The organism is Neptunicella sp., assembly GCF_048268085.1.
GTDB lineage: Bacteria > Pseudomonadota > Gammaproteobacteria > Enterobacterales > Alteromonadaceae > Neptunicella.
Window position 1 is genome coordinate 35,227 of the sequence record NZ_JBLWWF010000013.1, and the last position, 25,497, is coordinate 60,723.

The window sequence follows — 25,497 nt, forward strand, 5'->3', positions numbered from 1 at the left end:
AATTAGAGTCGATCTCCTGAATTAAATCAGGAGGTCGAAAGGTTTTTTACCATCATAACAACCCGGGGTTGCAACATCATCAGGCAGTTGAGTCGACCGGGCTATCGCTTTGCAGTTTTTTTAGCTGCAAATCAAAATATTCTTGCAAAGATAAACGTTTCATCAACTCTATGAGTATTTGATTGGTTGCGTCGTCATTTGGGCAATCCTGCCATATTGAATACAAACGTCGCATCGCGCGATAGTTGACCTTGCGTTGCATCAACTGAACTCCGACATAACGCATCACTTTTATTTTATCTGAAGACTGGGACACAATATTGATTAAGGTTGTCCATAAAATTTCAAAGGTAATAAACTCGACACAAGGTTCCATTTTGCTTAGCGCAATGTCGACTCGTACCAGCAAATCCAGTGCTCTTTTATTTTGTTGTAAGCCAATGGCACTGGCGGCCAACATTAGCCAATGAGCACTATTTAAGGGCTCAGCAACCAACATCAATCGTTCGAGTTCCTGTTCGAGTACCTTAACCGATTGCTGCCCCAGTAAAATATTGGACAGTAAATGCAAATAAGGTATGAAGGTACCTAACTGATCAGGGCTATTGTGTAATGTGTTAAAACCGACGAATTCAGCTAACGCAAAACGTTCAGTGGTCATTTTTTGCCCTGAGCTTTGCTTTGACAGCAAATTAATCACCAAAAAAACAAATCCGGATAACTGAAATAACGGATGACTTGCTCCGATCCCCATCCGGGCATTGGGTTTGGTTTGTATATAACTCATTGCACTATCAAACCCCTTTGCCATTAACTCGAATATCCCTAACAGCTGAATATCGTTGGCGCTGATAACTTGTTCCGGTATGTGATCCAACGTGGCCCTTGCTCCGGCAACATCCTTTTCAATCAATTTGATGTAACAACGATAGTAGACCACTCTCGATGCCAGATTTGGGATCTGCTCAGCCTGTGCTAAACAGGAATTGAGTTGCTCACGCCCACCACTGAGCAAACTCATCAATAACTCTGCACAATAGCGTTGCACCGGCGATGCTATTTGCGCAGCCATATTAAACGCAGTCTGACTATGACCGTTGATAAATAACGTACGGATGACAATGCCATTTAGATCCCGTTTAACTTCTGCGGGTAATGTTTTGGCTCTGGCTCGTTTGAGGTTTTCCGGCACTTGCCGCTGGTCAGCGGATTCAACGGTCAAAATAAGGTTTTTCAGGTAACCCAGTGATTTTTCAACCTGACTTAATAGTGGATAGAGTTTGTCTTTACTTAACGGATTAGGCACAACCTTGCTGTTTAAATAACGAAACGGTAATTGGGCCATCTCACGTTCAACCTCGTCAGCCACCACAATAAACGTACACCAAACCGGTACCGTGCGGCTAAAGGTTAAATATCGCACCAGTTCAGCATTGGTTTGCCAGTCAGCGACTGCCTCATCCAGTACAACAACGTCATAATCCACTTTATGCAAATTAAACAAATCCGCGACACGATCTGTTTCTGTTAATTGGGTATACCCAACCGTATAAAGCGCCCGGGCAATTTGCTGGCGACGTTGCATGGAATTGGAAATGAGGATGATTTTGAGATTAGCGGTTTGCATATAACGACAACTGCTGATTAGTGAATCTCATCAGGCTTGAATTCCTTATTTTAAACATCAATTTATCTAAAGCTTAGAATAAAAAGTCACGCTTCACCCAACTTTGTTATAGCCTTAATGAATCGGTTATTGCACACTAAAGACAGGCTAATAAATATGAATTACTTTATGAAAAACAAAACCTTAATCTTAGTATTAACATCCGTTTTATGCTTAACGGCCTGCACAACCTCACCGACCGGACGCAGGCAGCTAAAGCTTTACCCTGACAATCAGATGGATCAGATGGGTGTGCAAGCATTTGATAGTATGAAGAGCGAACAAAAAGTTTCTAACGCTAAAGTCGACAACCAATTTGTCCAATGCGTGGCAGGCTATGTCGCCCAGCAAGTTCCCGCTTCAGTCTATAGTGGCAAATGGGAAGTGGTGGTGTTTGATGATCCTCAAGTGAATGCCTTTGCCCTGCCGGGAGGCAAAATCGGGGTGTATACCGGTTTACTCGACGTTACCGAAAATCAACATCAACTCGCTGCGGTTATTGGCCATGAAGTGGGTCATGTTATCGCCGGACACAGTAATGAAAGAATGTCGAATAGCACTTTGATTGGCTTGGGAATGGAAGCCACCAACCAGATTTTGCAAGCCAATCAGGTCGGACACAATGCTGAAATTATGAGTGCGTTAGGCTTCGGTGTGCAGGTGGGTGTGCAGTTGCCCTTTAGCCGAACCCATGAATCCGAAGCCGATATTATCGGTCTGGATTTAATGGCTAAAGCGGGATTTAATCCACAGCAATCCGTTAACCTATGGCAAAACATGGAAAAAGCCAGTAATGGTCAGCGACAGCCTGAACTACTCTCTACTCACCCCTCACCGAAAAGTCGTATCAAAGACCTGCAACAACACATGCCACAGGCCAAAGCGCTACAAGCCAATGCCCAGCAGCACCCCAATTGTACTAAGGGATAGATAAACAAGCTGCGAGTATCGGGCTTCGAGCGACGAGTTAAAAACGGGAATGGAGAGCGTTAGAAAGACAGTATGGCAGCCAAACGCATACATTAGCTCGGCTTCAATCGGCTCATTTCAGTTAATTTTATGATGAAAGCACCAAAAGTAACTAACCAGATAGTTTTTTTACCATATTTCAACTATTTAGTTCATTCAATTAATGTCAGATAATTTTACATCTTAAGCAATAAAAACTAAGCAAGTATGCATAACCATATGAAAAATAAAAATAAATCACACTGGCTCGAAAATTGCTTTTTGAATCATGAATTATTGTATATACCTATGTTTTTGGCCGCTATCGACTTAATTTCCATCGGAAATGATGTAAAAGGAAATATTGAATGAAAAACAAAATATTAAATATCACGTTAGTCAGCATTATGCTGGCAGGCAGTTGCTTGGTGAATGTTGCCAATGCAGGCTATATCGTCAATGGTGGTAAGGACAACTTTATTAATAATGGTGTTATCACCACCGAATATCGTGCTGATGGAACAGTGTGGGAGTGGTTGGATTTAACCGTTACTAATGGAATTTCATACAATGATATCGTTAATGATTTGACCGATGATAACAAGCTAAATGCTTCGGTAACTTTTACTGCAAATGCTAGTTTTTCATCAAATATAGCAGCATTATCAACCACCGATGCTCTGGGCTGGGCTACCGTCAGCAGTAATGATCTGGCTGCAATGTTTAGTCGTTTTTTTGATGGAGAATACATCAGCGGGAATACGTACACCGGCACCAGCCTATCCGCATCATCGTCCGATATCGAGACTTTTATCGGATTGTTTGGTGACACACTTCATGAAGGGAGCAGTGATCCAGCTAATATAGGGCAGACTTGGGGGGCAACTTCAAGCTACTACAATTCCACATATATCTATTCTGGATTGGTATACGATTATCAATCTGCAACAAAAGATTATAGTGACCTAGTCCGAATCACAAGCACATATACTGCCACAAGTGAGCGAGCTGATATAGGTACATGGCTCGTCCGCGAAGCTGCTCAAGTGCCAGAGCCTGCCTCTATCGCGATTTTTAGTTTGGGCTTACTTGGTCTAGCCGCTAGTCGCAGAAGGCGCTCAGTTTAACGGCTAAAACTTCAGGGGCTACTATGATATTCGCCAACAATTTCGCGTAAATTCATGTATTCCACGTTTGTCGTCACTCATTATTAAATGCAACGGCATCAAAAAGCATCTTCCAATTTGGTTGATGCTTTTTTATTTTCTCTTCGAATTCAGCTTACCAAATTACAACGAGATTAATTCAGCGATTATTGATCAGCCAAACGCTTATACCCCGTCATCCCTGCGGTGTTCAACCCCGTCATCCCTGCGGTGTTTTGAGCAGGGATCCATAATGAAGTTATCAACCATATCAACACTGGATCCCGGCTCAAAAAACTAGCGGGGTGACGAAAACAACAGGAATGACGAAGCCTGTAGGAAGACAACATTTTAGATAAGTACGAACGGATTTGGTTTTACTTTCCCTTTGCAGTAAACAAAAAACTTGTTCAGATTAGCGTACCGATATTCGAGACAAGGATGTCGAGAAAGCGTTAACTGAAGGGATGTGGATTTAGCGCGTTATCGGTATGCCTGAACAAATTTTTTGTGTTGTTACTGCAAGGGTGACGCGGGATTCCAAAGGGGAATCGTCATTTATTCCCCTTTGGCTGCCGTCGCCAGCGCGACAACAATGGTTGATTTAATGACTTACTTTAGATTTTACACCTAAGTTACTGGATCCCGTTCCGGCTCAAACAACTACCGGGATGATACACGTGTATCACCGCCCATCCCCTTCCCATCTAAATAACCACGCGCCGAGCCCCAAAAAGATAAAGGTCATTGCCAGCATGATCCAGATTTGTTGTTGCACATCGGCCAGAGTAGCACCGTCGGTCATAATCGCCCGAGCGGCACTCACCAACTGGGTCAAGGGTAAAAACTGGGCGAAAGTTTGCATTGCCGCAGGGGCACCTTCCAGTGAGAACCACACTCCAGATAACATCATCATTGGCCAGCTAACCAGATTTAACAGGCCTCCGGTGAGTTCTTCACTGTGGCTGCGGGAGGCCATTAATAACCCCAAGGCAATCATGGCCGTCGCGCCCAACGCCGCTACTATCAATAAATCCAGATAACTGCCCAACATATAAAAGTCGAACATCCAGTCACAGGCAATAAACACCCCGCCTGAAATCACCAGCACAATAAATAGTCGCGATAACACCTGCGCAGTTAAAAACTCGGCGGCATGTAACGGGGTCGCTTTTAGACGTTTAAGTACTGAACTTTTGCGATAACGAACGATCACATAGCCCACCCCAAATAGGCAACTAAACATCATATTCATACCTAAAATGCCCGGTAACACCCAGTCCAGATAGCGGATTTCTCGTCCATCCAGCACTTCTCGCTGATAATCCGGTAAATCTCCTATTAATAGCTGTTCGGCAAAATATCCTTTAGGGGAGCTTTGATTAACCCAGTAGGTTTTGCTACTCGGTTCTACCAGTAAATCCAGACTATGCTGCTGTAATTTACGCTGGGCAAGGGCGCTATCCTGATAATCAACGTACTGCACATGTTCCAGCGTAAAAAAACGGCTCTGCTCGGGCGTGTCGCCCAATAAGCCGATTTTGTATTCGGCCCGACCATCGCCACTAAAAATAAAGGCAAAGCCAATCACCAACAGTAATGGGAACAGTAAATTCCAGCCTAATGAAGAACGATCACGGAAAAATTCCAGATTACGTGCCTTGAATATGGCCCAGAAACGTTTGCTCATGCTTTTACTCCTTCACCTTGCAAACCGTGGCCGGTCAGTTTTAAAAATAAATCATCCAAATTCGCCGATTTAACGTGCAGCCCTTCCAGCAACACCGACTGTTCTACCAATAATTTAAGCGTTTGCTCCACATGATCGGTATTAATAAAATAATGCCCTTGTTCCAGACGGGGCTGACACTGGCTCAACACCTTCGCGGGCAAGTCTTGCTGGGGTAAACGGATCAACACACCTTTAAAATGTTCACTCAACAAGGCTTTGGGGGCGCCTCTGGCAATAATGCAGCCCTTATCCATAATGGCGATATCGTCACACAGCTGTTCTGCCTCATCCATATAATGGGTGGTTAAAACAATGGTTTTGCCCTGTTGTTTGATTTTGTTGATCAGATCCCAAAAATTACGCCGCGCATGGGGATCAAGTCCGGTAGTGGGTTCATCCAAAAATAAAATATCCGGATCATTCACTAGCGCCAAGGCCAGCAACAGCCGTTGTTTTTGCCCACCCGACAGCTTGCGATGATCCTGATTGGCAAAGTCATGTAAGTCACAAATATCCATCAGCTCGTCTTCAGACAAACTATGTTGATAAAAGCTGCGGAACAAGGTGAGACATTCACGACTGGTTAAAAAATCCTGCAATGCGGTATTTTGAAACTGAATACCGATTTTTTGGCTCATTTCCCGGCTCATCGGCTGGCCATAATAACGAATTTCACCACCATCAGGTTTGGATATACCCTCCATCATTTCAATAGTGGTGGTTTTACCGGCACCGTTTGGCCCTAATAGTCCAAAACAAATTCCAGCCGGCACTGTAAAGCTGATGCCATCAACAGCTTTAATGCCTTTAAATGTTTTGAGTAAATCAGTGACCTGAATCATCACGTTTGTTGATGTCTTTTCGGTTAATTCTGCCTGCATTGATACAATCCGGTGGCGGTTTATGTTTTCCATACTCTATCGGGCTGATACCATAAGTGCCACAGAATATTGTAAGCGGTATTGTCAAATTGCGAGTTCCCAGAATTTATCATCCCGATCTACTTAGCGTAGACAGCGACATTCCATTAACCAGTGAAGCCACCAACCATTTGGCTAACGTATTGCGCTTAAAAAACGGTCATCCCATCGTGTTATTTAATGGCGATGGCAACGACTATCCCGCCGAGCTTGTTGAGGTGGGCAAGCGTAAAGTTATAGCTCGTGTGGATGCCAAAATCAGCCTTAACCTTGAGTCTCCCCTTAGTATTCATTTGGGTCAGGGCATTTCCAAAGGCGATAGAATGGATTTTGTGCTGCAAAAATCGGTGGAATTGGGCGTGACGGAGATTACCCCACTGATTACCGAACGTTGTAATGTCAAATTGAATGACGAACGCTGGCTTAAAAAACATCAGCAATGGCAAAAGATTATCATCGGAGCCTGTGAACAATCAGGACGGAATATTGTGCCCAAGCTGCATTTACCCTTAACGCTGGCCGAATGGTCAACCCAATCCACCAATCAGTTCCGTTTGACATTACATCCCAAAGCTGAAAAACGGATTAGTCAATTAAGGCTTAATCATCATGGTGTGCGGTTATTAATTGGACCGGAAGGCGGTCTTAGTGATCAGGAAATATATCAAACTCAAGAAAACGGTTTTGAATCGGTGCTATTAGGCCCGCGCATATTACGCACTGAAACGGCCGCGCTAGCCACGATTACCGCATTACAAAGTTTGTTTGGAGATTTATAAATGAAAGTCATCCGTAGCAGAGAGTTTACCGCGGATAAAGCATGGGGTGCGTTAGACATTGCTAATATCAATGGAGTAACCACCCGTTTACATTGGACGGATCAACCTTATCAATGGCATATCAATGATGGCGAAGAAGTGTTTGCCGTATTGGATGGTGAAGTGAATATGCACTATAAACAGGATGGTCAGGAAAATAAGGCATTACTGCAAAGCGGTGATGTATTTTATGCCTCAGTCGGCACTGAGCATGTCGCCAAACCTGTCGGTGTCGCACGAATATTAGTGATTGAAAAAGAAGGCAGTATTTAGCGCTGTTTAACACCCGATACTTGATTTTCTGATAGTTAACACCACTTTATAGTCAAGCACTTAGGTTAAATCATTCCGCCCACAGGGGACATATTTTGACAATTAAACTCGGCATCGTAATGGATCCTATTCAATCCATTAATATTAAAAAAGACACCAGTTTTGCCATGCTGCTCGAAGCGCAGCAACGTGGGTATCAAATTCAGTACATGGAAATGGGGGATTTGTATCTGGACAATGGCAAACCGATGGCGACCATGCGTGAACTCAGCGTTCAGTCAGATGCCGAGCATTGGTTTGATTTAGGTCAGCCATGCCAGCAAAGTCTAGCCGAATTAGATGTAATCCTGATGCGTAAAGATCCACCGGTGGATAACGAGTTTATTTATGCCACGCAAATGTTCGAATTGGCCGAACAGGCTGGCACCTTGGTGGTGAACAAAGCGCAAAGCTTACGGGATTGTAACGAAAAATTATTTACCTCATGGTTCCCACAGTTTATTCCACCTACCCTGGTGACTCGTAATAGTGCGTTGATCCGCGAATTTCATCAACAACATCAGGATATTATTTGTAAACCACTGGATGGGATGGGCGGCAGTTCAATTTTTCGGGTCAAGGAAGATGGCAATAATCTGGGTGTCATCATCGAAACCCTGACCGAACTCGGCCAGCGTTATGCCATGTTCCAACGTTTTGTGCCCGAAATTAAAGACGGTGACAAACGCGTTTTAGTTGTCGATGGCGAAGTCATCCCTTACGCACTTGCACGCTTGCCCACCAAAGGGGAGAACAGAGGAAACCTGGCCGCTGGCGGCAGTGGACGCCCACAACCAATTAGTGAATCTGACCGCAAAATTGCTGAGGCCATTGGCCCAACATTAGTCGAAAAAGGACTGTTATTTGTCGGCCTGGATATTATTGGCGATCGGCTGACAGAAATTAATGTCACCAGTCCCACCTGTGTACGTGAGATAGAGGCCGCTTATCCGGTCAGTATTACGGGTAAACTTTTCGATGCTATCGAAAAACGAGTCAAGGCGTAATCGCCCGTTAACCATTAAGCAGGCAGAATCTATGCAAAACAGTCTTGAGAACCATTTTTTAATTGCTATGCCCAGTTTACAGGATCCCTATTTCAGCCGTTCGCTGACCTTTATCTGTGAGCATAATGAGCATGGGGCAATGGGAATTATCATCAATCAACCGGCCGGGATGACCCTCAAAGAGTTGTTAACACTGACTAACATCGAAAATCCAATCGACGAAAAGAAAGGCGAAAATATTGTGGTCGCAGGTGGCCCTGTGGGTAAAGATCGCGGGTTTATTTTGCATACTCCGCAACCGGGATACAGCTCAAGTATGGCGGTGAGTTCAGAAATTATGGTGACCACTTCAAAAGATATTCTGGAAAATCTGGCCACAGATAACGCGCCGGAAAAATCGGTAGTCGCATTAGGTTACGCCGGTTGGGGAGCCGGCCAACTCGAGCAGGAAATTCAAGAAAACTCCTGGTTGGTCATCGAGTCTGATGCCGAATTATTGTTCGATGTACCTATTCATAAAAAATGGGAATCGGCGGTACATAAATTAGGTATCGATATTTGGCAACTGGCGCCAGGTGCCGGCCATGCGTAGAACATCATTATGAGTATGCAAACACTGTTGGGGTTTGATTTTGGTACAAAAAGTATCGGTGTGGCTGTGGGTCAACAAATCACGGCTACCGCTGCGCCCTTAGAAGCCCTTAAAGCGCAGGATGGAATACCTGACTGGGCTGAAGTGGAAAAAATCTTCAATGAATGGCAGCCTTCGGGAATTGTGGTGGGATTACCGTTGAATATGGACGGTACCAACCAACATACAACCTTTGCGGCAAAGAAGTTTGCCAATCGCCTCCATGCCCGCTTTAAAGTGCCAGTTGAAACCTGTGATGAACGCCTGACCACGGCGGATGCCAAATCCCGATTATTTGAGCTGGGCGGTTATAAAAAACTCACCAAAGGTAAAATTGATAGTGTGTCAGCCTGTTTAATTCTGGAAAGCTGGATGGAAAACCAATATTAACCCACACTAAATTTCGTAATTCAGGCCAACAGTCGGCAAGTAAAAAGTAATCAGTCCGCTTGATTTCTTGACCATATACAACAATATTTACAGTCTGTTCCCGTCTACTTCCAGTGCTATCAGTTGCGTTGTTTGGATCGCCAATGATAAAAATAATTTCCATCGAAAATCTGCTCCCCGGTATGTACGTTACCCGGATCACTCAACCTCAACAACGTATCAAAGTCACCTCAACAGGTCTGGTTAAAACAGCTACAGCCATCAAGGCATTGCAAGACCGGGGGATCACCGAGTTAGAAATCGATTTGGCAAAAAGTATTCATACGGTTCAAGAATCAGACCCACCATCACTTCCTTTATCCGATCAGGTCTTAACCACTTTTGGCCAGCAAGTAGAGCAAACATTGGAACTTTATGAACAAACCAAAAGTATCCATAGCAAAATTATTCAACGTATCAACAAAAACCGATATGCCAATATTGCCGATGTGCATGATTTAACCAACAAGATCATCGATAACGTATTTGAATCTGAAGAAGCCACCAGAGTAGTCACTCAAATTCGCCAAGTAGATGAATACCTTATCGAACATAGCGTCAATTGCTCGATATTGATGGCCTTATTTGCCCGCTATTTGAATTTTGATCAACAAAGCATCCATCAGTTAGCGGTTGGTGCCTTGCTGATGGATATTGGCATGGCTAAGGTCCCCTTATTAGTGGTACAAAAACGTGGAGCATTATCGGCGAAAGAAACCCGGCAAATGGAAGGACATGTAGATTTTGCCGCAGACGTGGCAGAACAGTCAGGTTGTATGAGCCAGGTCAGCATCGATGTGATAACGCACCATCATGAACGTCTGGATGGGTCCGGTTATCCTGATGGATTAATCGGTGAACATGTCTCTGTTTATGCTAGGATGGCTGCCATCGTCGATACATACGATTCTCTAACCGCCAAACGCCCTTATCGGGACGCAATGACGCCAGCGGCGGCACTCAGTTTTATGATGGAAAATGAAAAACAAAAAATGGATGTTGAACTGATGGAAAAATTTGCCAAATGTATTAATTTATACCCCGTTGGCTCGGTGGTAAAACTGCAAAGTGGCAAATTAGCCATGGTATTACGCGCTAATCAATACCCCCCCTCCTCGCCCATGGTGATGAGCTTTTATGATATTCAAAAGAACTGCCATGAAAGCATTCAACAAATTGACTTATCTCAATCTGAAGACGCTATCGTATCGAGTATTTTGCCTGAAGACTTCAATCTGAATATGCTGGATTTTTTTAAGCAGGCGTTGGTTAATCATGCGTAACCGACAACGACCTAATATTTACCAGTCAGTTAAGGCGTTCATGCTAAATTGTTGTCCTTTGTAGTTAAGGATTACCTGTTGCGGAGTGATCCGTTCCAGCTGCAAATTCTGATTAATCCATTCCCCTTCGTGTATTTCTGCGCCATTTAGGGTGACCCAACGCTCTTGTGGCTCGGAGGCGTACATATGGGCGGAAAACGACATTGCAGGTAATTCTTTCAATACCCAGGCAGGGAGTTGGTCAATACGCGGAACATCGACTTTTTCTGGCTCGGGTATTGCTGGATCTTCAGCGATTTTAGTGCTGCCCACTTCGGCCACTGCCTGACTAAACTTTTCAAGTAGTTCCGGTGATATTTGCTGTGCTTTTGGCTCAGGTTTGGCGGGCGGAATGTTACCGGTAGGCGACTGAACTGCAACTGACATATCCTGCTCAGATTGGGTTGATTGGGGTTCAGTTGCTAATGCAGGTGCGGGTTGTTGATCTTTTACACTTGGTGCCGGTGACTGAGGCGCTACCAACGCAGCAGGTGGCACATGACTGACGGCAAACATCGATGACCATTTATCCACTGTCGCCGCTGTCCAGCCTAAACCTGCTCCACCCGCCAACACAATCAATACCATCAAGGTACGCTGTCCATAGTATTGCCACACAGAAGGCAATGCGGCTATTGAGGGTAAAAACAAGCTGCGATTAAATTGTTCTGACATGCTGTTATCGACGCTGTTCTGTTTGCCTTGCTGGGTTTGCATTAACAGCGACTGCATTGGGGATGAACTTGGCTGAGGAGAGTCCAATTCAACGGTTTGCGCAGGGTCTATTTCCAGCCGTTGCACTCCCATTTCCATTAATCCCAATACCATTTCCTGACTGGATACCAAACCGGATTTACGGATTTTGACCGGGCCATTTTGAGCGGTAATTTGTACGATCACCATCCCCGGTTTTAACTGGTTAATATCGATATTAGCCATAGATATTACCCGCCCAAAAACCAATAACTAACGCAACACTAAATAGGCCAAGTAACATCATTCCCCATGACTTTCCCTGCCGTTGCTTCACCACATCGTCCCCCAGAATTTGTCCTGCAGCGGCTAAAAAAATGTGCCGACGTACCATCACATCCTGCCGGGTGAAGGCAAGGGTCAAGGCCCTGTCACACAGCAAGTTAATCACTCTGGGAATGCCTCCGGTAATGTTATACACCGCTCGCAGCGTTGCCTTACTAAATATTGCCACATCACCACTGGCCACACTAAGGCGATGGCTAATGTACGCCTTGACTTCACCCGCGGACAATGGCAATAAATGATAGCGGGCAGTAATACGTTGGGCTAACTGCCGCAACTCATTACGTTTGAGTAACATTTGTAATTCAGGCTGGCCGATCAATACGACTTTAAGCAATTTTTCACGATTGGTTTCCAGATTAGTTAATAACCGTAATTGTTCTAATACCTCGGGCAATAAATGCTGAGCCTCATCGACAATCAGCACCGTGCTGGTGCCTTGCTGATGATTGGCTGCCAACTTGGATAAAATCAGATCGGTAAAATATTTTAAGCTCTGCTTGTCATGCTGATAGTCGACGCCTAATTCATCACAAACCGTGGCCAGTAATTCGAGTGCTGACAAGGTAGGATTCAGGATCATCGCCACTTGTGTATTATCGGGCAATTGTTGCAATAGTTTGCGTGATACCGTGGTTTTACCGGTACCCACTTCGCCAGTTAGCATCACAAAACCACCACTTTCCCGCAGGCCAAAAGTAAGGTGCGCCAGCGCCTCTTTATGACGCGGACTCATATACAAATAGTCGGGATTCGGGGCAATAGAAAAAGGATTATCCGTTAATCCAAAATAATTCAGATACATAACACTCGATTTTACAGCGCTGATTAGACGAAAGAGCATCAAACTAACCAGTTAACTGCTCTAAGTCAAAAGCATAAATGTAAATCTGTGTCGCATGCGGCATAATAACCAGTACGAATTCCGTGATAAAACATTAAATAACCACAATCAAATGAAGATTTACTTAGTAGGTGGCGCCGTACGCGATAAATTACTTAATCACCCGGTCAAGGATCGGGATTGGGTTGTGGTGGGCGCAACGCCCGATGAAATGCTGAATCAGGGATTTCAGCAAGTAGGCAAAGATTTCCCGGTTTTTTTGCATCCATCCAGTAAACAGGAATATGCCCTGGCCCGGATGGAACGTAAAACCGGAGTCGGTTATACCGGTTTTAGCTGTGACAGTTCGGTAAATGTGACTTTGGAACAGGATCTGTCCCGTCGTGACCTGACCATTAATGCCATGGCAATGGATGAGGATGGCAATATTATCGATCCCTATCATGGCCAACAGGATTTGGCTCAAAAAACCTTGCGTCATGTATCTGAAGCCTTTGTCGAAGACCCCTTGCGTGTTTTACGCGTTGCTCGTTTTGCGGCACGTTATCATCAATACGGCTTTCGCATTGCCGATGAGACAATGGCGTTAATGACACAAATTAGTCAATCCGGAGAATTACAAAGCTTAAGCGCTGAACGGGTTTGGCAAGAAAGCGCCCGCGCCTTGCTCGAACCGAATCCTGAAATCTATTTTGAAACCTTAAAACTTTGTGATGCATTAGCGCTGTGGATGCCCGAACTGGATAAATTATGGGGTATCCCCAATCCGGCTAAATGGCACCCGGAAATCGACACCGGCATCCACACTATGATGGTATTACAACAAGCCGTTCACTTATCCGATAAACTTAGTGTGCGTTTTGCCGCGCTTGCCCATGACATTGGTAAGGGATTGACAGATCCACGGCAGTGGCCTTCACATCGAGGTCATGAAACCTTGGGTTTAAAGGGCATAAATCAACTATGTGACCGAATTAAAGCCAGCAATGAATGTCGTGAACTGGCCTTAATCGCCAGTGAGTTCCATAGCCATGTTCACAAGGCATTTGAGTTAAAACCTACTACCGTATTAAAAGTCCTTAATCGCTGCGATGCATGGCGCAAACCTGAGCGCTTTGCCGATTTTATGGATGTGTGTCGTGCCGACGCGCGGGGACGTACCGGCTTTGAAGATACCCCTTACCAACAGGCCGATTATTTTTGGCAAGCTTATCAATCAGCCAGTCAAATTGACGTACAGCAAATTATCGCCGCCGGTTATCAAGGTGCGGCGATTAAACAACAACTTGATAAACAGCGTATTGACGTCATTGCTGACCTAAAATCAACGTTGTCAGTGTAACGCGACCTCCTAAGTCGTCGCGTTTATGCTTGTTACCTTGTGCGTGTTTATCGGTTTAGATTGCAATTTCAATCCAAATAACAGCCGCCCCAGCCAGAAACGTTTGACTAGTTCATAGCCCAAATAACAACCACAGACAGTTATAATAAGGATCAAAACAGCCTCCAAACCGATTGGCAAATGTGCACTTTGCAACGCCATCGCCGCCAGAATAATCAGGGTTTGGTGCAATATATACCAGGGCAATATCGCCTCATTAGCGTAATTTAACCACTTGAAACGACGATTCAGGTAATAACCACCGTACCCTAATACTGCAAATAACCAGGCATACCGATTAATAAAATAAACTGCTGAATAGAAGGTCTGTCTGATCAAGGGAAAATTGGATAGATCCACCAAGGTGGGCATCCAGTCATGATGATCCAGAAAGATAAAAGCATAACCACAGATTGCCAGAATCAATAACGGTTTGCGATGTTCAATACAATGCCGCCACCAGAGTTGCTGGTATACCAACATAAAGCCAACAATTAACGCAAGCAAGTACTTACTATGTGCATACCAATCCTGGATCAAGTTATGGGTATCAGGAAAACGTTGACCTAAAGTCATCCATAAAATGGTCTGGATCGTCACCAACACCACGATCAAATGCCATAACTGCACTTTTGACAGGGCGCTGCAACTTGCAAACTTTTTAAGCCCTCCTCCAATAAGCAGCATAATGCAGGTATAGACCCATAAATACGGCAAATACCATAAATGGTTCCAAGTCAGTAAACCAATGCTACTTTGATGCTCAGGAAAAAAATCTGCTGGTGGATTAATATATTGCAACCAAAAAGTCAGATAAGACTGTTGATAGCCCTGATTAAATTGCAATTGATAATACAGCTGCGGCGCCACGATCACATACATGGAAAAAACCAGCGGGATCAATAGCCGTTTACTGCGCAGCCAAATTAAACTTCCAGCACTGTATTTATTGTTGACTAATGCCAGTGCCATACCACTGAGCATAAACAGCAAACACATACGCCATTGGTTAACCAGTAACATCAAATCCTGCAGCCATACAGACTGATGGGTACTTTTAACATGCCAGCCCCAGTCAGCGACGTAATACATCCCAGTGTGATACAGAATTAAAATGACAAAGGCCAGTACCCGCAATGTATCAATATCGTAACGGCGCCCAGATTGTAGTTGAGTCATTATCCCTCCGGAGGTTAAAGTAAAGACAACCTCCTCAGCGTGCTACATGCGGTTGTGTCAACCAAGCCCTAAAGGCTGAGCGGCAGCGCGTTAGGGATAACCGGTGGAATACTGTGATAAAAATAATTGAGATATAACCGTGACAATGTTTGAACGCTTCGATAAGTATCGCCGTTGGTATATGGGCATGCTGATATTTGCCTATTTATTTATCAACAACAGCATCAACGCCACTTCGGTCTGGATGGAACAAAACCGCGATGGCAGCCCCACGATTGATTTATGGGAGCCCTTTTGCTGGGAATATACCAGTACCCTTAGCATTATGTTGCTGTTGCCACTGTTTTTGTATTTATTCAGTCTGTGGCCACCGCGCCTGACTAAAGTTTGGCAACAACTACTCAAGCACTTCCTCGGCACCCTGCTGTTTTCTATTTTACATGTTAGTTTAATGGTGTGGTTTAGAGAGATAATCTATGCCTGGCAAGGGGGTGACTACAATTTTGGTCCGATCTTGCGCGAATTTGTATATGAATACCGTAAAGACGCATGGGGATATGTATTTTTTTACGGCATGTATAATCTGTATCACTTTGTATATAGCCGGTTGAAAGGGGAAGCCAACCTGATCGAGTCGGTCGAACAATCTCCTGCCGTGCAGTCCAAAGTTCCGGGTCATTTGCTGGTACGTAAACTGGATAAGGAATTTCTGGTAAAAGTCAGCGATATTGAATGGATGGAATCTGCCGGTAATTATGTCAATCTCCACAGTGGCGGGCGCATTTATCCGCTCAGAGCCACTTTGGCGACCACACTGGAACGTTTAGAATCTGCCGGTTTTAGCCGTATTCATCGCAGCTATGCAGTGAACCATCAGGCCATCGACAACATCAGTTACCAACCCAGTGGCGACGGTGAAATTACGCTCAAAAATGGTCATAAACTGAATTTATCCCGTCGTTATAAAGACCAGTTTAAACAACAGTTTGGATAACCAGACTGACCGCCTTTAATAGGCATTCTTGCTAACAAAACCTTTAAATACGGTGGCAAAAATAATTTTAATATCCAGCCACACTGACCAGCGATGAATATAATCCAAATCATATTCCACCCGTTTAACCATTTTATTGATGGTTTCGGTTTCGCCTCGGTAACCATTAATTTGCGCCCAGCCGGTAATGCCCGGGCGAACCTTGTGACGCAACATATAGCCTTCAATTAATTTTCGGTATTCTTCGTTATGGGCAACGGCGTGAGGCCGTGGCCCCACAATCGACATACGGCCTTGCAATACATTGATAAACTGCGGTAGCTCATCGAGCGACGTGCGACGCATAAACGCACCAAGAGGAGTAACGCGAGGATCGTTCTTTTGTGCTTGAATCACTTGAGTACCATTATCCTGAGTACTCATAGAACGGAATTTATACACCACAATTGGTTTACCATCTAACCCATAACGGGTTTGCTTAAATATTACCGGCCCCGGTGAAGTCATCTTAACTGCGATAGCAATAGCCACCATAGGCAAAGCAATAAGGCATAAAATAAGACTAGAGAAAACAATATCTTCAGCGCGCTTAAGCACATCGCTACCACCTTGAAATGGCGTATCAAAAACACTTAAGGTCTGAATAGAACCAATATTCTGCCAACGCGCATTAATCAGATTGTAGATAAAGAAATTGGGAATAATATACACCGTCGCAGTAGTATCGCTGCACATATTCAAAATCTGCATAATGCGCTTTTCAGCACTCATGGGCATCGACAAATAGATATAGTCAATCTGGTTGGCCTTAGCCAAGGCAATCGCATCTTCAACCCGACCGAATATCTGATCTTTTAACTCGTGAGGCAGGCGTTCTGATGAGCGGTCATCGTAAAAGCCCTTAAATTTAATACCCAAATACTCGTTATCATCTATTTGATTGGCCAAACTGTAACCGGAAGGCGTGGCACCAATAATCACTGCGCTGCGGGTGTTGTGACCACTCTTGCGTTGCACATGTAATATTTCACGAAACACCACTCGCCAACCTAACAAAGAAAACCCGGCAGCTGCCAGCCAACTCAAAATGACGCTAGTGCCATAAGGAACCAGCCAAAACATAAAATAGGCAAAGCAGATAGTGACAGCAGCGGTTAACAACCAAGCCATTGACACCGTTTTAAGCATTAGAATGGATGAAGATGTTCGCCAAGAACGATAAATATCCAGCGCTTCGGCACACAGCATATAGCTGATAATACTGACAAATAATAACAGTAAACTCGAAGCCCCGAGGCCAATCCCATTAGCAAACAGTACAAAGAAGTACATCATAGTCACGACGAGTAGATCCACCAACCGGTATAAGGTTGAAAAGCTACTTTGATTGGCCTGAATAATTCCTTTGCCCATCTTTCGACGAATAATATCACTTGCCATAACCATTCCTCTGTAAATCAGTCTTCCCGTCACGACGAGTTGTTCAATCACGCCACATTCAAATTAGTGCCTCAAAGTCGTCATTGACGCTGATCAGCAACAATCACACTTCAATCCCTTTTTTAATGTTCAAAACATTCAGATAAAACCAATAAAACAAGGTCTTACAACATATGTTGAACAATCCTGTACTGCTCAATCTGATACCAGAGCAGATCCGTTGTGGCCTATTTGCAACTTATTTACAGCGTTAAGTAAGATGATGGACTTACCTTGAAAAAGTCGACACCTGCAACATCCAAGATGGATGACTCTTGGCATTACGGGGACTTTCCGAAGTAACTGGCATCATGTATTACTTTCACTCACGCCTGTGAATGCGCCCAATTTCAATTGCATTCAATGACAAAATTGCAAGTCCGGTGCCAGCTACCATGCAAACCCCGTGATGAACTAACACAGCCCTATGTGATTTGGAACGTAAGCCAATAGATACCGGCATTTGAAGCAAAATAAAAAATGATGAAAGGGATTCTTTTTAATCACGTCGTATTATTCGGGTATTTAGAAACAACGTTTTCTTAGAGGGTGTACAAGCGTCAAATAACGACTAATAAGGCCTTTAATCCCCGGTTTGTCGCTGATAAGAAACATTTATCCCGCAACAAAACCCCGTTATCGATTAAGCCAACAAAACCAAAACAGCAGCCCCCTTTAAATTCAGGCCCCACAGGCTCTTGGCCTCGCACTGGCATACATATCGCATAGCCTAAGTCAGACAACGTTAGTTATTACTTCACGGAAGGAAAATAAATGCGCTTAATGAAGCCCCAATGGTGGATAGTGTTAGTTAGCCTGACGTCATGGGCACAAGCAGCTGAACCGAATAGCCCGGGCAATATTAATTTGGGCGGCATACTGCTTACTCCCGGCCTGAATATTGAACAACGCTATGATGATAACCTGTTACGCCAATCCTCTAACCCGGAACAAAGTTGGGCAACGTTAATCAGCCCCTCTGTTGTGTTACAAAACAACTATGGACTCAATGATTTAACCCTTGGTTATGCGCTTAAGCGCGGCGATTATGTCTCTAGCCCGACTGATAATTTCACCGATCATCACTTATGGATCCAACTCCATTATAACTTGCAACGTCGTCACAGAATCAGTTTGGATGCCGACTATCTAGACGGACATGATGCCCGTGGTACCCGTTATTCTATCGGCCATGGTAATGAACTCAGTCATCCGGACACCTACAAAAACTCACAAATGCAAATCACCTATCGCTACGGTGGTGAGAACGCCACCGGTAAAATCGACCTGCGCTATAAATATAAAGGTGTCAACTATGATGGCGAGGAAATAGATTATCTGGAACGGGATCGTGATACCCATATTTTAGGCTCGACTTTTTATTATCAGCTGGCTCCGAATACCGATTTATTGCTCGATGTAAGTCATGCTGAAGTGAATTACGACTTTTCAGCTGAAGCCCGCAATCGTCTGGACAGTAGCGAGCAAAAAGCCTTAGTCGGGATTAAATGGGAATCGACGGCTGCGACCACCGGCTTTGCCAAAATAGGGATGCGTCGTAAAGATTTTAATTCGGAACAACGTGACAGCTTTGATGGATTCGACTGGGAAGTCGGTGTGCAATGGCAACCGGTCGATTACAGTCGCGTTGAACTGTCTACCAACAGCGATATTAAAGAAACCGATGGGCAAGGCGATTTTATTAAAAAACGCGATTACCAACTCAGCTGGCTACATGACTGGAATGATCAATTTAATTCCGAGCTGGAAATTCTTTACCAGAATGATAAATACGCCCGCAGTCGTTCAGCTGCGGATCTGTTAGTTCAAGATCGTGAAGACCGTGATTGGGGCACTAAGATAGCCGCCAATTATCAATTTCGCCGCTGGTTAACATTCTCCATTGCCTATCACTACGAACAGCGTAATAGCAATCTTGATAATCTCGATTTTGATCGCAATCTATTCAGCATTTCGTTACAAGCGAGTCTTTAATATGAACTTACGCACCGCCTTGTTTACTGCCTGCATGATGACTATCACCACCTTGCTTTGTCCGTTGGTGCAAGCTGACACGTTTAATTTAGGTCAGTATCGACTGGGCTCGGGTGATGTCATTAAGGTCACGGTCTATGGACAAGATGATCTGTCGATTGAAACCCGTTTGCCTGACACCGGCAATATCAACTATCCGTTTTTAGGTGATATTAAAGCGGTTGGCATGACCGCAGCGCAGTTAGAAAACACCATTTATTCCGGCCTCAAAGGTGACTATTTAATTAATCCTTCGGTGTCAGTGTCAATTGTCGAATACCGGCCTTTTTTTATCGATGGCGAAGTCAAAAAACCCGGCGGGTACCCCTATCAGCCCGGTCTGTCAGTGGATAAAGCGGCAGCCCTTGCCGGTGGTTATACCCAGCGGGCCGCCAAAGACAAAATCATTATTTTGCGTGAAACAAAAGGGGTACAGAAAGAATTAACTGTACATACCTCAGATACCGTACTGCCAGGTGACATCGTGCGCATCCAACAAAGTTTCTTTTAGGACATAACCACTGATGAAATCAATCCACAGTAGTGTAGAACAGCTTAATGCCAGTCTTTTTTCCGGCTCAGCCAGTCATCGTTCGGCCAACGTGACTGACGACCATGAGGCGTTGGATTTCGCCCATTATTGGCAAGTCATACGCTCCTTTCAATGGCGAATTATCGGTTTTGCCATCATTATCACATTGCTCACCGGGCTCTTTGTTATGACACTGCCGCCCAAGTATTCAGCCACGGCATCGCTATTGATTGAGTCAGAACAGGCAAAAGTTCTGTCCATTCAAGAAGTGTATGGGCTGGACTCCAGCCGCAAAGAATATTTTCAGACCCAGTTTGAAATTTTAAAATCGCGCAAAGTAGCGCAAAAGGTGGTGGAAAAGCTCAATTTGGTCAATCACCCGTTGTTCGATCCTGACCAACAATCCCGTTCCTTAGGCTGGCTTAAAGATAGCAAAGTACAAATCACCAATCTATTGCGGGAACATCTGCCATTTTTAGCCCAACATAGTGACAATGCCCCCTCCCAACCGGCTGCCGATAAAAATTTGGCGGAGGTTAAGCTGGAAAAGGTCATTAAACGTTTCGCCAGCGGTTTAACCATCACCCCGATTAAAAATACCCAAGTAGTCAATATCAGTTACGAAAGCGAATCACCGCAACTGGCAGCCAAAATCGCCAATACCGTCGCAGAGGTTTATATCGAAAGTTACCTTGAAGCTAAATTCAGTATGACCAGCAAAGCGACAACCTGGTTAAATGACAGTCTGGAGGGATTGCGTGAAAAGCTCAATGCATCAGAAAAACGTTTATCCGACTTTTACGAGCGGGAACAACTCGTCAATATTGATGGCGTGGTTGGGTTAGCTGCAGATGAATTACAAGGATTAAGTGAGCAATTACTCACAGCGCAAAATGCAGTAAAACAACAACAAGCTATCTATGAACAAATCAAAGTTAAAGACGGTAATGTCAATGCGCTGGCGCGTTTGCCTATCATTCTGAATCACCCATCAGTACAAAATGTGAATAAAGAAGTGATTAAAGCCGAGAGTAAATTTTCGGAGTTAAGCCGAGTGTATGGACCGAAACATCCTAAAATGATCGCCATCACCGCCGAAGTCGCCTCAATAAGGCAGGCCCGTAATGCGCAAATTGCGACGCTGATTGACGGGATTGGCACGGATTATCGCAGCTCCTATGAATCGGCTCAGCAAAAAGTAGCCGCATTACAAAAAGAAGTGGCGGAAGCTAAAGTTCGTTATCGTCGTTTATCCGGCCTCGAAACCCAACGTCGCTCTTTACAGCGGGAAGTAGATATAAACCAGCAGCTGTATAATTCATTTTTTACGCGTCTAAAAGAAACCAGTGAACTGGGCGGCTTTGAAACCCCCAATGCTCGGGTATTAGATTCGGCACCCATTCCAACAAAAGCATCCAAGCCACAAAAATCATTAATTGTCGCGGCGGCGGGATTGGCAAGTATCGGTTTTGGTATTTTTATCGCACTGGTTTTTGAAGCCTTTAATAATGGAATTCGCTCCATTGATGATATCGAACGCAAACTCGGCCAACGCATGTTAGGGTTAATTCCATGGCAACGACACAAGCGTAAACAGGATCTGGCTTTACGGCACTTTTTCGATCACAAAAACCATTTATTCAGTGAAGCAATCCGCACCTTGCGAACCAGTATATTGCTGCTCAATAACGAAAAAACCACCAAAGTCATTTTGGTCACCTCCAGCGCGCCCAAAGAAGGAAAAACCACCGTGGCCACTAATCTGGCGTTCGCGATGGGACAAATGGGCAAAGTACTATTAATCGAAGCCGATTTACGCCGACCGGTGATGTCAAAGCTATTTGGTTTACCCGGTTTTCAACCCGGATTGGCCAATATTATCTCCGGTACTCACACTGAAGATGAATGTATTGTAACCGATGAATATTCTGGAATTGACTTACTTATGGCGGGCTCATTACCCCCTAATCCGCAAGAAATGCTAGCGTCATTACGTTTTAAAAGCTTGATTGGCGTACTGAGCAAAGAGTATGACCATATTATTCTGGATACCGCTCCGACTCAGGCTGTCAGCGATGCAATGGTGGTATCCAAGGTGTGTGATTCTCTGGTGTATGTGGTTAAAGCCGATAGTACCCGCGATAAAGTCATTAAAACCGGCTTAAGCCGCTTCCAGCAATTAGGACATCGAATCGACGGTATTGTACTGAATCAGGTAGATCTGAAAAAAGCCAATAAAACCGGAACATTTTCTGGCTTTTATGACCAATACGGCTACCAGTGCCCGCCCGCTCCACCTGCGGAAAAACAAGAGCCCGTGCTTAAACCACAGGTTAGAACAATGTCTTAAACCAATCCCAAATCCCAAAGGAAAAGTCATCGATTAAGTTGATCCCCAAGGCAGACTTTAATAAATATAAACTGAGTAAACCGAATAACCAGCTAAACAGAATAAAAGCGCTGATAAAAGTGGCTTTGATAAAACGCGACACCCCTTGTTCCCGCTGGCTTAACTCACGACGATTTTTACCCGCCAGCAACACAAAATAATAACGGCTGCTGAACCAGCTAAGCGTTCCTCTTACATCAATTTTATGCTTCCCCCATTGGCGGGATGCTAACGCAGCTTTAAGACAGCTTAACTGTTTGTCACTAAATGAGCCGCGCATATCCTTAGGCATACGAGCTAACAAATTCTGAATTTCAGGGTCATCTTCAATCCGTGCTTTGAGTATGGTTCTCACACCTGTTCCTCACTGTTGCTATTCGATTACACCCTGTCAAACAGGTTTAATTGCCTATCATTACTCAATTTCCGCATACAGTTGGCATTCCTATCCGGCGAATTTTGATTCACCCCAGTCGCTTACCAAAAAATGCAATAACACTGTTGCGATACACAGACAGTTTTAGCGGTAAATTTCCAGCCAACAGACATGCTGTGAAGGCTATTACTTTGGGTGGAGAACTTATTCCTGTCAACCTTGAATCAATAGCTCAAACCGTTACACACCGCGTCAACAATGGGGTTAAATCGGATCATCATTGCCAATACCCCGATAATAACATGCATTACCTCTGGCTATTTTCAACGCAGCTCTGCAACGCGGCACAGAAGTTGCGTTAGCACTGATTACAGGAGTTGTTCCTATCGGAACACATGAGCCATTCAGGAGTAAGCATTACAATGAAATTAGCAGATGTTGTCTTTACTCACGTTGGCGGATTGCGCACAGCCTGTGTGACACGAGTACAACTTGTGCGTCTGATAGCGGAGCAAGCATCCAATGCGCGATTTGCCAAAGTCGAAAGCAAACGGGTAGAACCGTTACTGATTTTTTCAACCAATGGTCACAGCATTTCTATCGCTAATAGCAATAAAGCCATGGGCAAAATGTTAAATCAGGCTGACTTGCTGCATGCCGACGGACAAAGTGTGGTCACGCTATCCAAATATTTCAGCCAGCATCCCATTCCAGAGCGCAGTGCCACCACTGATATGATCCATGATATTCCGCAATTAAGTCGAACACCGCTACGCCATTATTTACTTGGCGGTAATCAGCAAACCGTCGATAAATGCGCCACCATTTTACAGCGCCAATACGCCAATTTTTCAGTTGCCGGGGCCCATCATGGTTATTTCTCTGAACAGGAAGAACAACAACTGGTTAAGCAAATTAATGAAACTCGGCCGGATGTCCTGTGGGTGGGGTTAGGCAAGCCCAAGGAACAACTATTTGCCTTGCGTCAAAAGGCGCACTTGCAGGTACCGGTGATCATCACCTGTGGTGGCTGTTTTAACTTTGTTACCGGTGATTACAAACGTGCCCCGCAGCTGTTACAGCAATGGGGACTTGAATGGCTGCATCGTGCCATTACCGAACCGAGAAAATTACTGTGGCGTTACCTGACCACGAATCCTCACGCCGTATTTTGTGTGCTTAAACACCGCTATCGCCATCAATTACGTTGATACAACCTATGGAGAACAACAGTATGGAACCGTACAACGTACTATTTTTACATAAATGGTTTTCACTTTCTGGTGGAGTCGAGCGAGTCCATAAGAATCTAGCGACCGCACTGGCCGAACAAGGTGTACGTTCATCGTTTTACGTCTGCAATGTTTCCGGTGACAAGTACGCAGGATACAAAAAACTGTGTAGCGAATTTGATGCCGTCTGCCCTCCCCCCGGCTCCAACTTTAGAATGCGGCTAAAAAACCTGTTTGGTCATATTCAACATAGCAAAATCAACGTGTTAATAGCCGCCACCGAAACAGCCAACATGCTGGCATTATGTTGTTCATTAAAATTTCCCCAACTTAAGGTCATCTATACACGGCACTGTGCGCTTAATGTTAGCAACCAGAAGCTGGCTCCCTGGATGATAAAAGCCTTATACAATTTGTATAGCCTGAGTAATCAATCCATTGTCGCCGTATCTCGGCATTTGCAGGGTGAGTTAAATAGTGTCATTCGCATGGGAAAAAGCTCAGTACAGTTTATTCCCAATGCGGTAGTGAGCGATAAAGTCCAGCAACTGGCCGCACACAATACCGATAATTTTCAACTAAGCCGCTACTTTTGTGCAGTGGGCCGCTTAGTTGAACAAAAAGGCTTTGATCTGTTAATCCGTGCCTACGCACTGGCGTTGCGTGAACAGCCTAATTTGCCCGGTTTAGTGATTGTTGGCATAGGTGAGGATTTAGCTCAGTTAAAAGCCCTGGCCGCCCAACAGGGGGTGGCCGAATCGGTAATCTTTACCGGTTTTACCGACAATCCTTATTACATTATTAATGGCGCAGTCGCCTTTATTTTATCCTCTCGCCATGAAGGTATGCCCACGGCGTTAATTGAAGCCATGTATCTGAACACACCGGTTATTGCCTTTGATTGTCCCACTGGCCCAGCCGAATTAATTCAACATGGTGAGAATGGTTTATTGGTGCCCTATATGGATGTGGAAGCGATGGCTAACGCGATTGTTAACTATCAATCCATTTGCGGTAAATCCATCTCCCACAGCGTCAAAGATTTTCAATACCAGAATGTGGCGCTGGCGTATATGAGTCAATTCTAAC

At 44.5% G+C, this 25,497-nt stretch carries 23 protein-coding genes; 15 read left to right on the top strand and 8 right to left on the bottom strand.

From position 1 onward, the window contains the following. Nucleotides 1-79 precede the first annotated feature (79 nt). Nucleotides 80-1,627 carry a hypothetical protein gene (locus ACTD55_RS11590; RefSeq protein WP_438864494.1) on the bottom strand — a complete coding sequence of 516 codons (1,548 nt, stop codon included), beginning with the start codon at nt 1,625-1,627 and terminating at the stop codon, nt 80-82. Nucleotides 1,628-1,795: 168 nt separating this feature from the next. On the opposite strand from ACTD55_RS11590, the gene ACTD55_RS11595 reads away from it, so the two are divergent. Together ACTD55_RS11595 and ACTD55_RS11600 are read left to right on the top strand one after the other, a co-directional pair. Continuing rightward, a complete protein-coding gene (locus ACTD55_RS11595; protein ID WP_438864495.1) occupies nt 1,796-2,596 on the top strand; it encodes a M48 family metallopeptidase in 801 nt (266 codons plus the stop codon). A gap of 386 nt (nt 2,597-2,982) precedes the next feature. Then, nucleotides 2,983-3,741 carry a PEP-CTERM sorting domain-containing protein gene (locus tag ACTD55_RS11600; RefSeq protein ID WP_438864496.1) on the top strand — a complete coding sequence of 253 codons (759 nt, stop codon included), beginning with the start codon at nt 2,983-2,985 and terminating at the stop codon, nt 3,739-3,741. A gap of 703 nt (nt 3,742-4,444) precedes the next feature. Here ACTD55_RS11600 and ACTD55_RS11605 read toward each other — a convergent pair. Together ACTD55_RS11605 and ACTD55_RS11610 are read right to left on the bottom strand one after the other, a co-directional pair. Then, nucleotides 4,445-5,449, bottom strand: coding sequence for an ABC transporter permease (locus ACTD55_RS11605; protein ID WP_438864497.1), 1,005 nt, complete (start codon nt 5,447-5,449; stop codon nt 4,445-4,447). Then, nucleotides 5,446-6,372 carry an ABC transporter ATP-binding protein gene (locus tag ACTD55_RS11610; protein ID WP_438864498.1) on the bottom strand — a complete coding sequence of 309 codons (927 nt, stop codon included), beginning with the start codon at nt 6,370-6,372 and terminating at the stop codon, nt 5,446-5,448. The genes ACTD55_RS11605 and ACTD55_RS11610 overlap by 4 nt, the downstream gene beginning before the upstream one ends. 89 nt (nt 6,373-6,461) lie before the next feature. Between ACTD55_RS11610 and ACTD55_RS11615 the strand changes: the two genes are divergently transcribed. The 6 genes from ACTD55_RS11615 (at nt 6,462) to ACTD55_RS11640 (ending at nt 10,891) form a co-directional block, all read left to right on the top strand. After that, on the top strand, nt 6,462-7,190 hold the full coding sequence (locus ACTD55_RS11615) for a 16S rRNA (uracil(1498)-N(3))-methyltransferase (protein WP_438864571.1): 729 nt from the start codon (nt 6,462-6,464) through the stop codon (nt 7,188-7,190). Then, nucleotides 7,191-7,502, top strand: coding sequence for a cupin (locus ACTD55_RS11620; protein ID WP_438864499.1), 312 nt, complete (start codon nt 7,191-7,193; stop codon nt 7,500-7,502). It abuts the gene before it with no gap. 95 nt (nt 7,503-7,597) lie between these two features. Further along, nucleotides 7,598-8,548 (top strand): glutathione synthase, encoded by a 951-nt coding sequence (gshB, locus tag ACTD55_RS11625; RefSeq protein WP_438864500.1) that lies wholly within the window; start codon nt 7,598-7,600, stop codon nt 8,546-8,548. 31 nt (nt 8,549-8,579) lie between these two features. After that, nucleotides 8,580-9,140: a YqgE/AlgH family protein gene (locus ACTD55_RS11630; RefSeq protein ID WP_438864501.1), complete on the top strand. Its 561-nt coding sequence runs from the start codon at nt 8,580-8,582 to the stop codon at nt 9,138-9,140. 9 nt (nt 9,141-9,149) lie between these two features. Further along, nucleotides 9,150-9,569, top strand: coding sequence for a Holliday junction resolvase RuvX (gene ruvX / locus ACTD55_RS11635; RefSeq protein WP_438864502.1), 420 nt, complete (start codon nt 9,150-9,152; stop codon nt 9,567-9,569). Between the two features lie 143 nt (nt 9,570-9,712). Further along, nucleotides 9,713-10,891, top strand: a complete 1,179-nt coding sequence (locus ACTD55_RS11640) for an HD-GYP domain-containing protein (protein WP_438864503.1) — start codon at nt 9,713-9,715, stop codon at nt 10,889-10,891. Nucleotides 10,892-10,909: 18 nt separating this feature from the next. Here ACTD55_RS11640 and ACTD55_RS11645 read toward each other — a convergent pair whose 3' ends face one another. Continuing rightward, nucleotides 10,910-11,869, bottom strand: a complete 960-nt coding sequence (locus tag ACTD55_RS11645; protein WP_438864504.1) for a general secretion pathway protein GspB — start codon at nt 11,867-11,869, stop codon at nt 10,910-10,912. Further along, nucleotides 11,862-12,773 carry an ExeA family protein gene (locus ACTD55_RS11650; protein WP_438864572.1) on the bottom strand — a complete coding sequence of 304 codons (912 nt, stop codon included), beginning with the start codon at nt 12,771-12,773 and terminating at the stop codon, nt 11,862-11,864. Before ACTD55_RS11650 ends, ACTD55_RS11645 begins: the two co-directional genes overlap by 8 nt. Before the next feature lie 151 nt (nt 12,774-12,924). Here ACTD55_RS11650 and ACTD55_RS11655 point away from each other — a divergent pair, with 151 nt between their 5' ends. Then, nucleotides 12,925-14,154 (top strand): multifunctional CCA addition/repair protein, encoded by a 1,230-nt coding sequence (locus ACTD55_RS11655; protein ID WP_438864573.1) that lies wholly within the window; start codon nt 12,925-12,927, stop codon nt 14,152-14,154. Between the two features lie 9 nt (nt 14,155-14,163). Here ACTD55_RS11655 and ACTD55_RS11660 read toward each other — a convergent pair whose 3' ends face one another. Next, entirely contained in the window at nt 14,164-15,372 is a 1,209-nt protein-coding gene (locus ACTD55_RS11660) for an acyltransferase family protein (protein ID WP_438864505.1), read from the bottom strand. A 145-nt stretch (nt 15,373-15,517) separates the two neighbouring features. Here ACTD55_RS11660 and ACTD55_RS11665 point away from each other — a divergent pair, with 145 nt between their 5' ends. Next, nucleotides 15,518-16,366, top strand: coding sequence for a LytR/AlgR family response regulator transcription factor (locus tag ACTD55_RS11665; protein ID WP_438864574.1), 849 nt, complete (start codon nt 15,518-15,520; stop codon nt 16,364-16,366). Between the two features lie 15 nt (nt 16,367-16,381). Here ACTD55_RS11665 and ACTD55_RS11670 read toward each other — a convergent pair whose 3' ends face one another. Continuing rightward, entirely contained in the window at nt 16,382-17,806 is a 1,425-nt protein-coding gene (locus tag ACTD55_RS11670; RefSeq protein WP_438864506.1) for an undecaprenyl-phosphate glucose phosphotransferase, read from the bottom strand. A gap of 813 nt (nt 17,807-18,619) precedes the next feature. Here ACTD55_RS11670 and ACTD55_RS11675 point away from each other — a divergent pair. Genes ACTD55_RS11675 through ACTD55_RS11685 form a run of 3 tightly spaced genes read left to right on the top strand, consistent with a single transcriptional unit; the run spans nt 18,620 to nt 22,761 of the window. After that, a complete protein-coding gene (locus ACTD55_RS11675) occupies nt 18,620-19,840 on the top strand; it encodes an outer membrane beta-barrel protein (protein ID WP_438864507.1) in 1,221 nt (406 codons plus the stop codon). Between the two features lie 34 nt (nt 19,841-19,874). Next, nucleotides 19,875-20,390, top strand: coding sequence for a polysaccharide biosynthesis/export family protein (locus ACTD55_RS11680; protein ID WP_438864575.1), 516 nt, complete (start codon nt 19,875-19,877; stop codon nt 20,388-20,390). A gap of 13 nt (nt 20,391-20,403) precedes the next feature. Continuing rightward, complete coding sequence (locus tag ACTD55_RS11685; protein WP_438864508.1) at nt 20,404-22,761, top strand: GumC family protein; 2,358 nt, start codon at nt 20,404-20,406, stop codon at nt 22,759-22,761. Here ACTD55_RS11685 and ACTD55_RS11690 read toward each other — a convergent pair. Next, nucleotides 22,745-23,155 carry a 3-phosphoshikimate 1-carboxyvinyltransferase gene (locus tag ACTD55_RS11690; RefSeq protein WP_438864509.1) on the bottom strand — a complete coding sequence of 137 codons (411 nt, stop codon included), beginning with the start codon at nt 23,153-23,155 and terminating at the stop codon, nt 22,745-22,747. The two genes, ACTD55_RS11685 and ACTD55_RS11690, sit on opposite strands and share 17 nt — an antisense overlap. 443 nt (nt 23,156-23,598) lie before the next feature. Here ACTD55_RS11690 and ACTD55_RS11695 point away from each other — a divergent pair, with 443 nt between their 5' ends. Both ACTD55_RS11695 and ACTD55_RS11700 read left to right on the top strand, forming a co-directional pair. Beyond that, the gene (locus ACTD55_RS11695; protein ID WP_438864510.1) at nt 23,599-24,387 is read left to right on the top strand and encodes a WecB/TagA/CpsF family glycosyltransferase; all 789 of its coding nucleotides are present in this window, start codon (nt 23,599-23,601) and stop codon (nt 24,385-24,387) included. Nucleotides 24,388-24,410: 23 nt separating this feature from the next. After that, the gene (locus tag ACTD55_RS11700) at nt 24,411-25,496 is read left to right on the top strand and encodes a glycosyltransferase (protein ID WP_438864511.1); all 1,086 of its coding nucleotides are present in this window, start codon (nt 24,411-24,413) and stop codon (nt 25,494-25,496) included. Nucleotide 25,497: the final 1 nt, after the last annotated feature.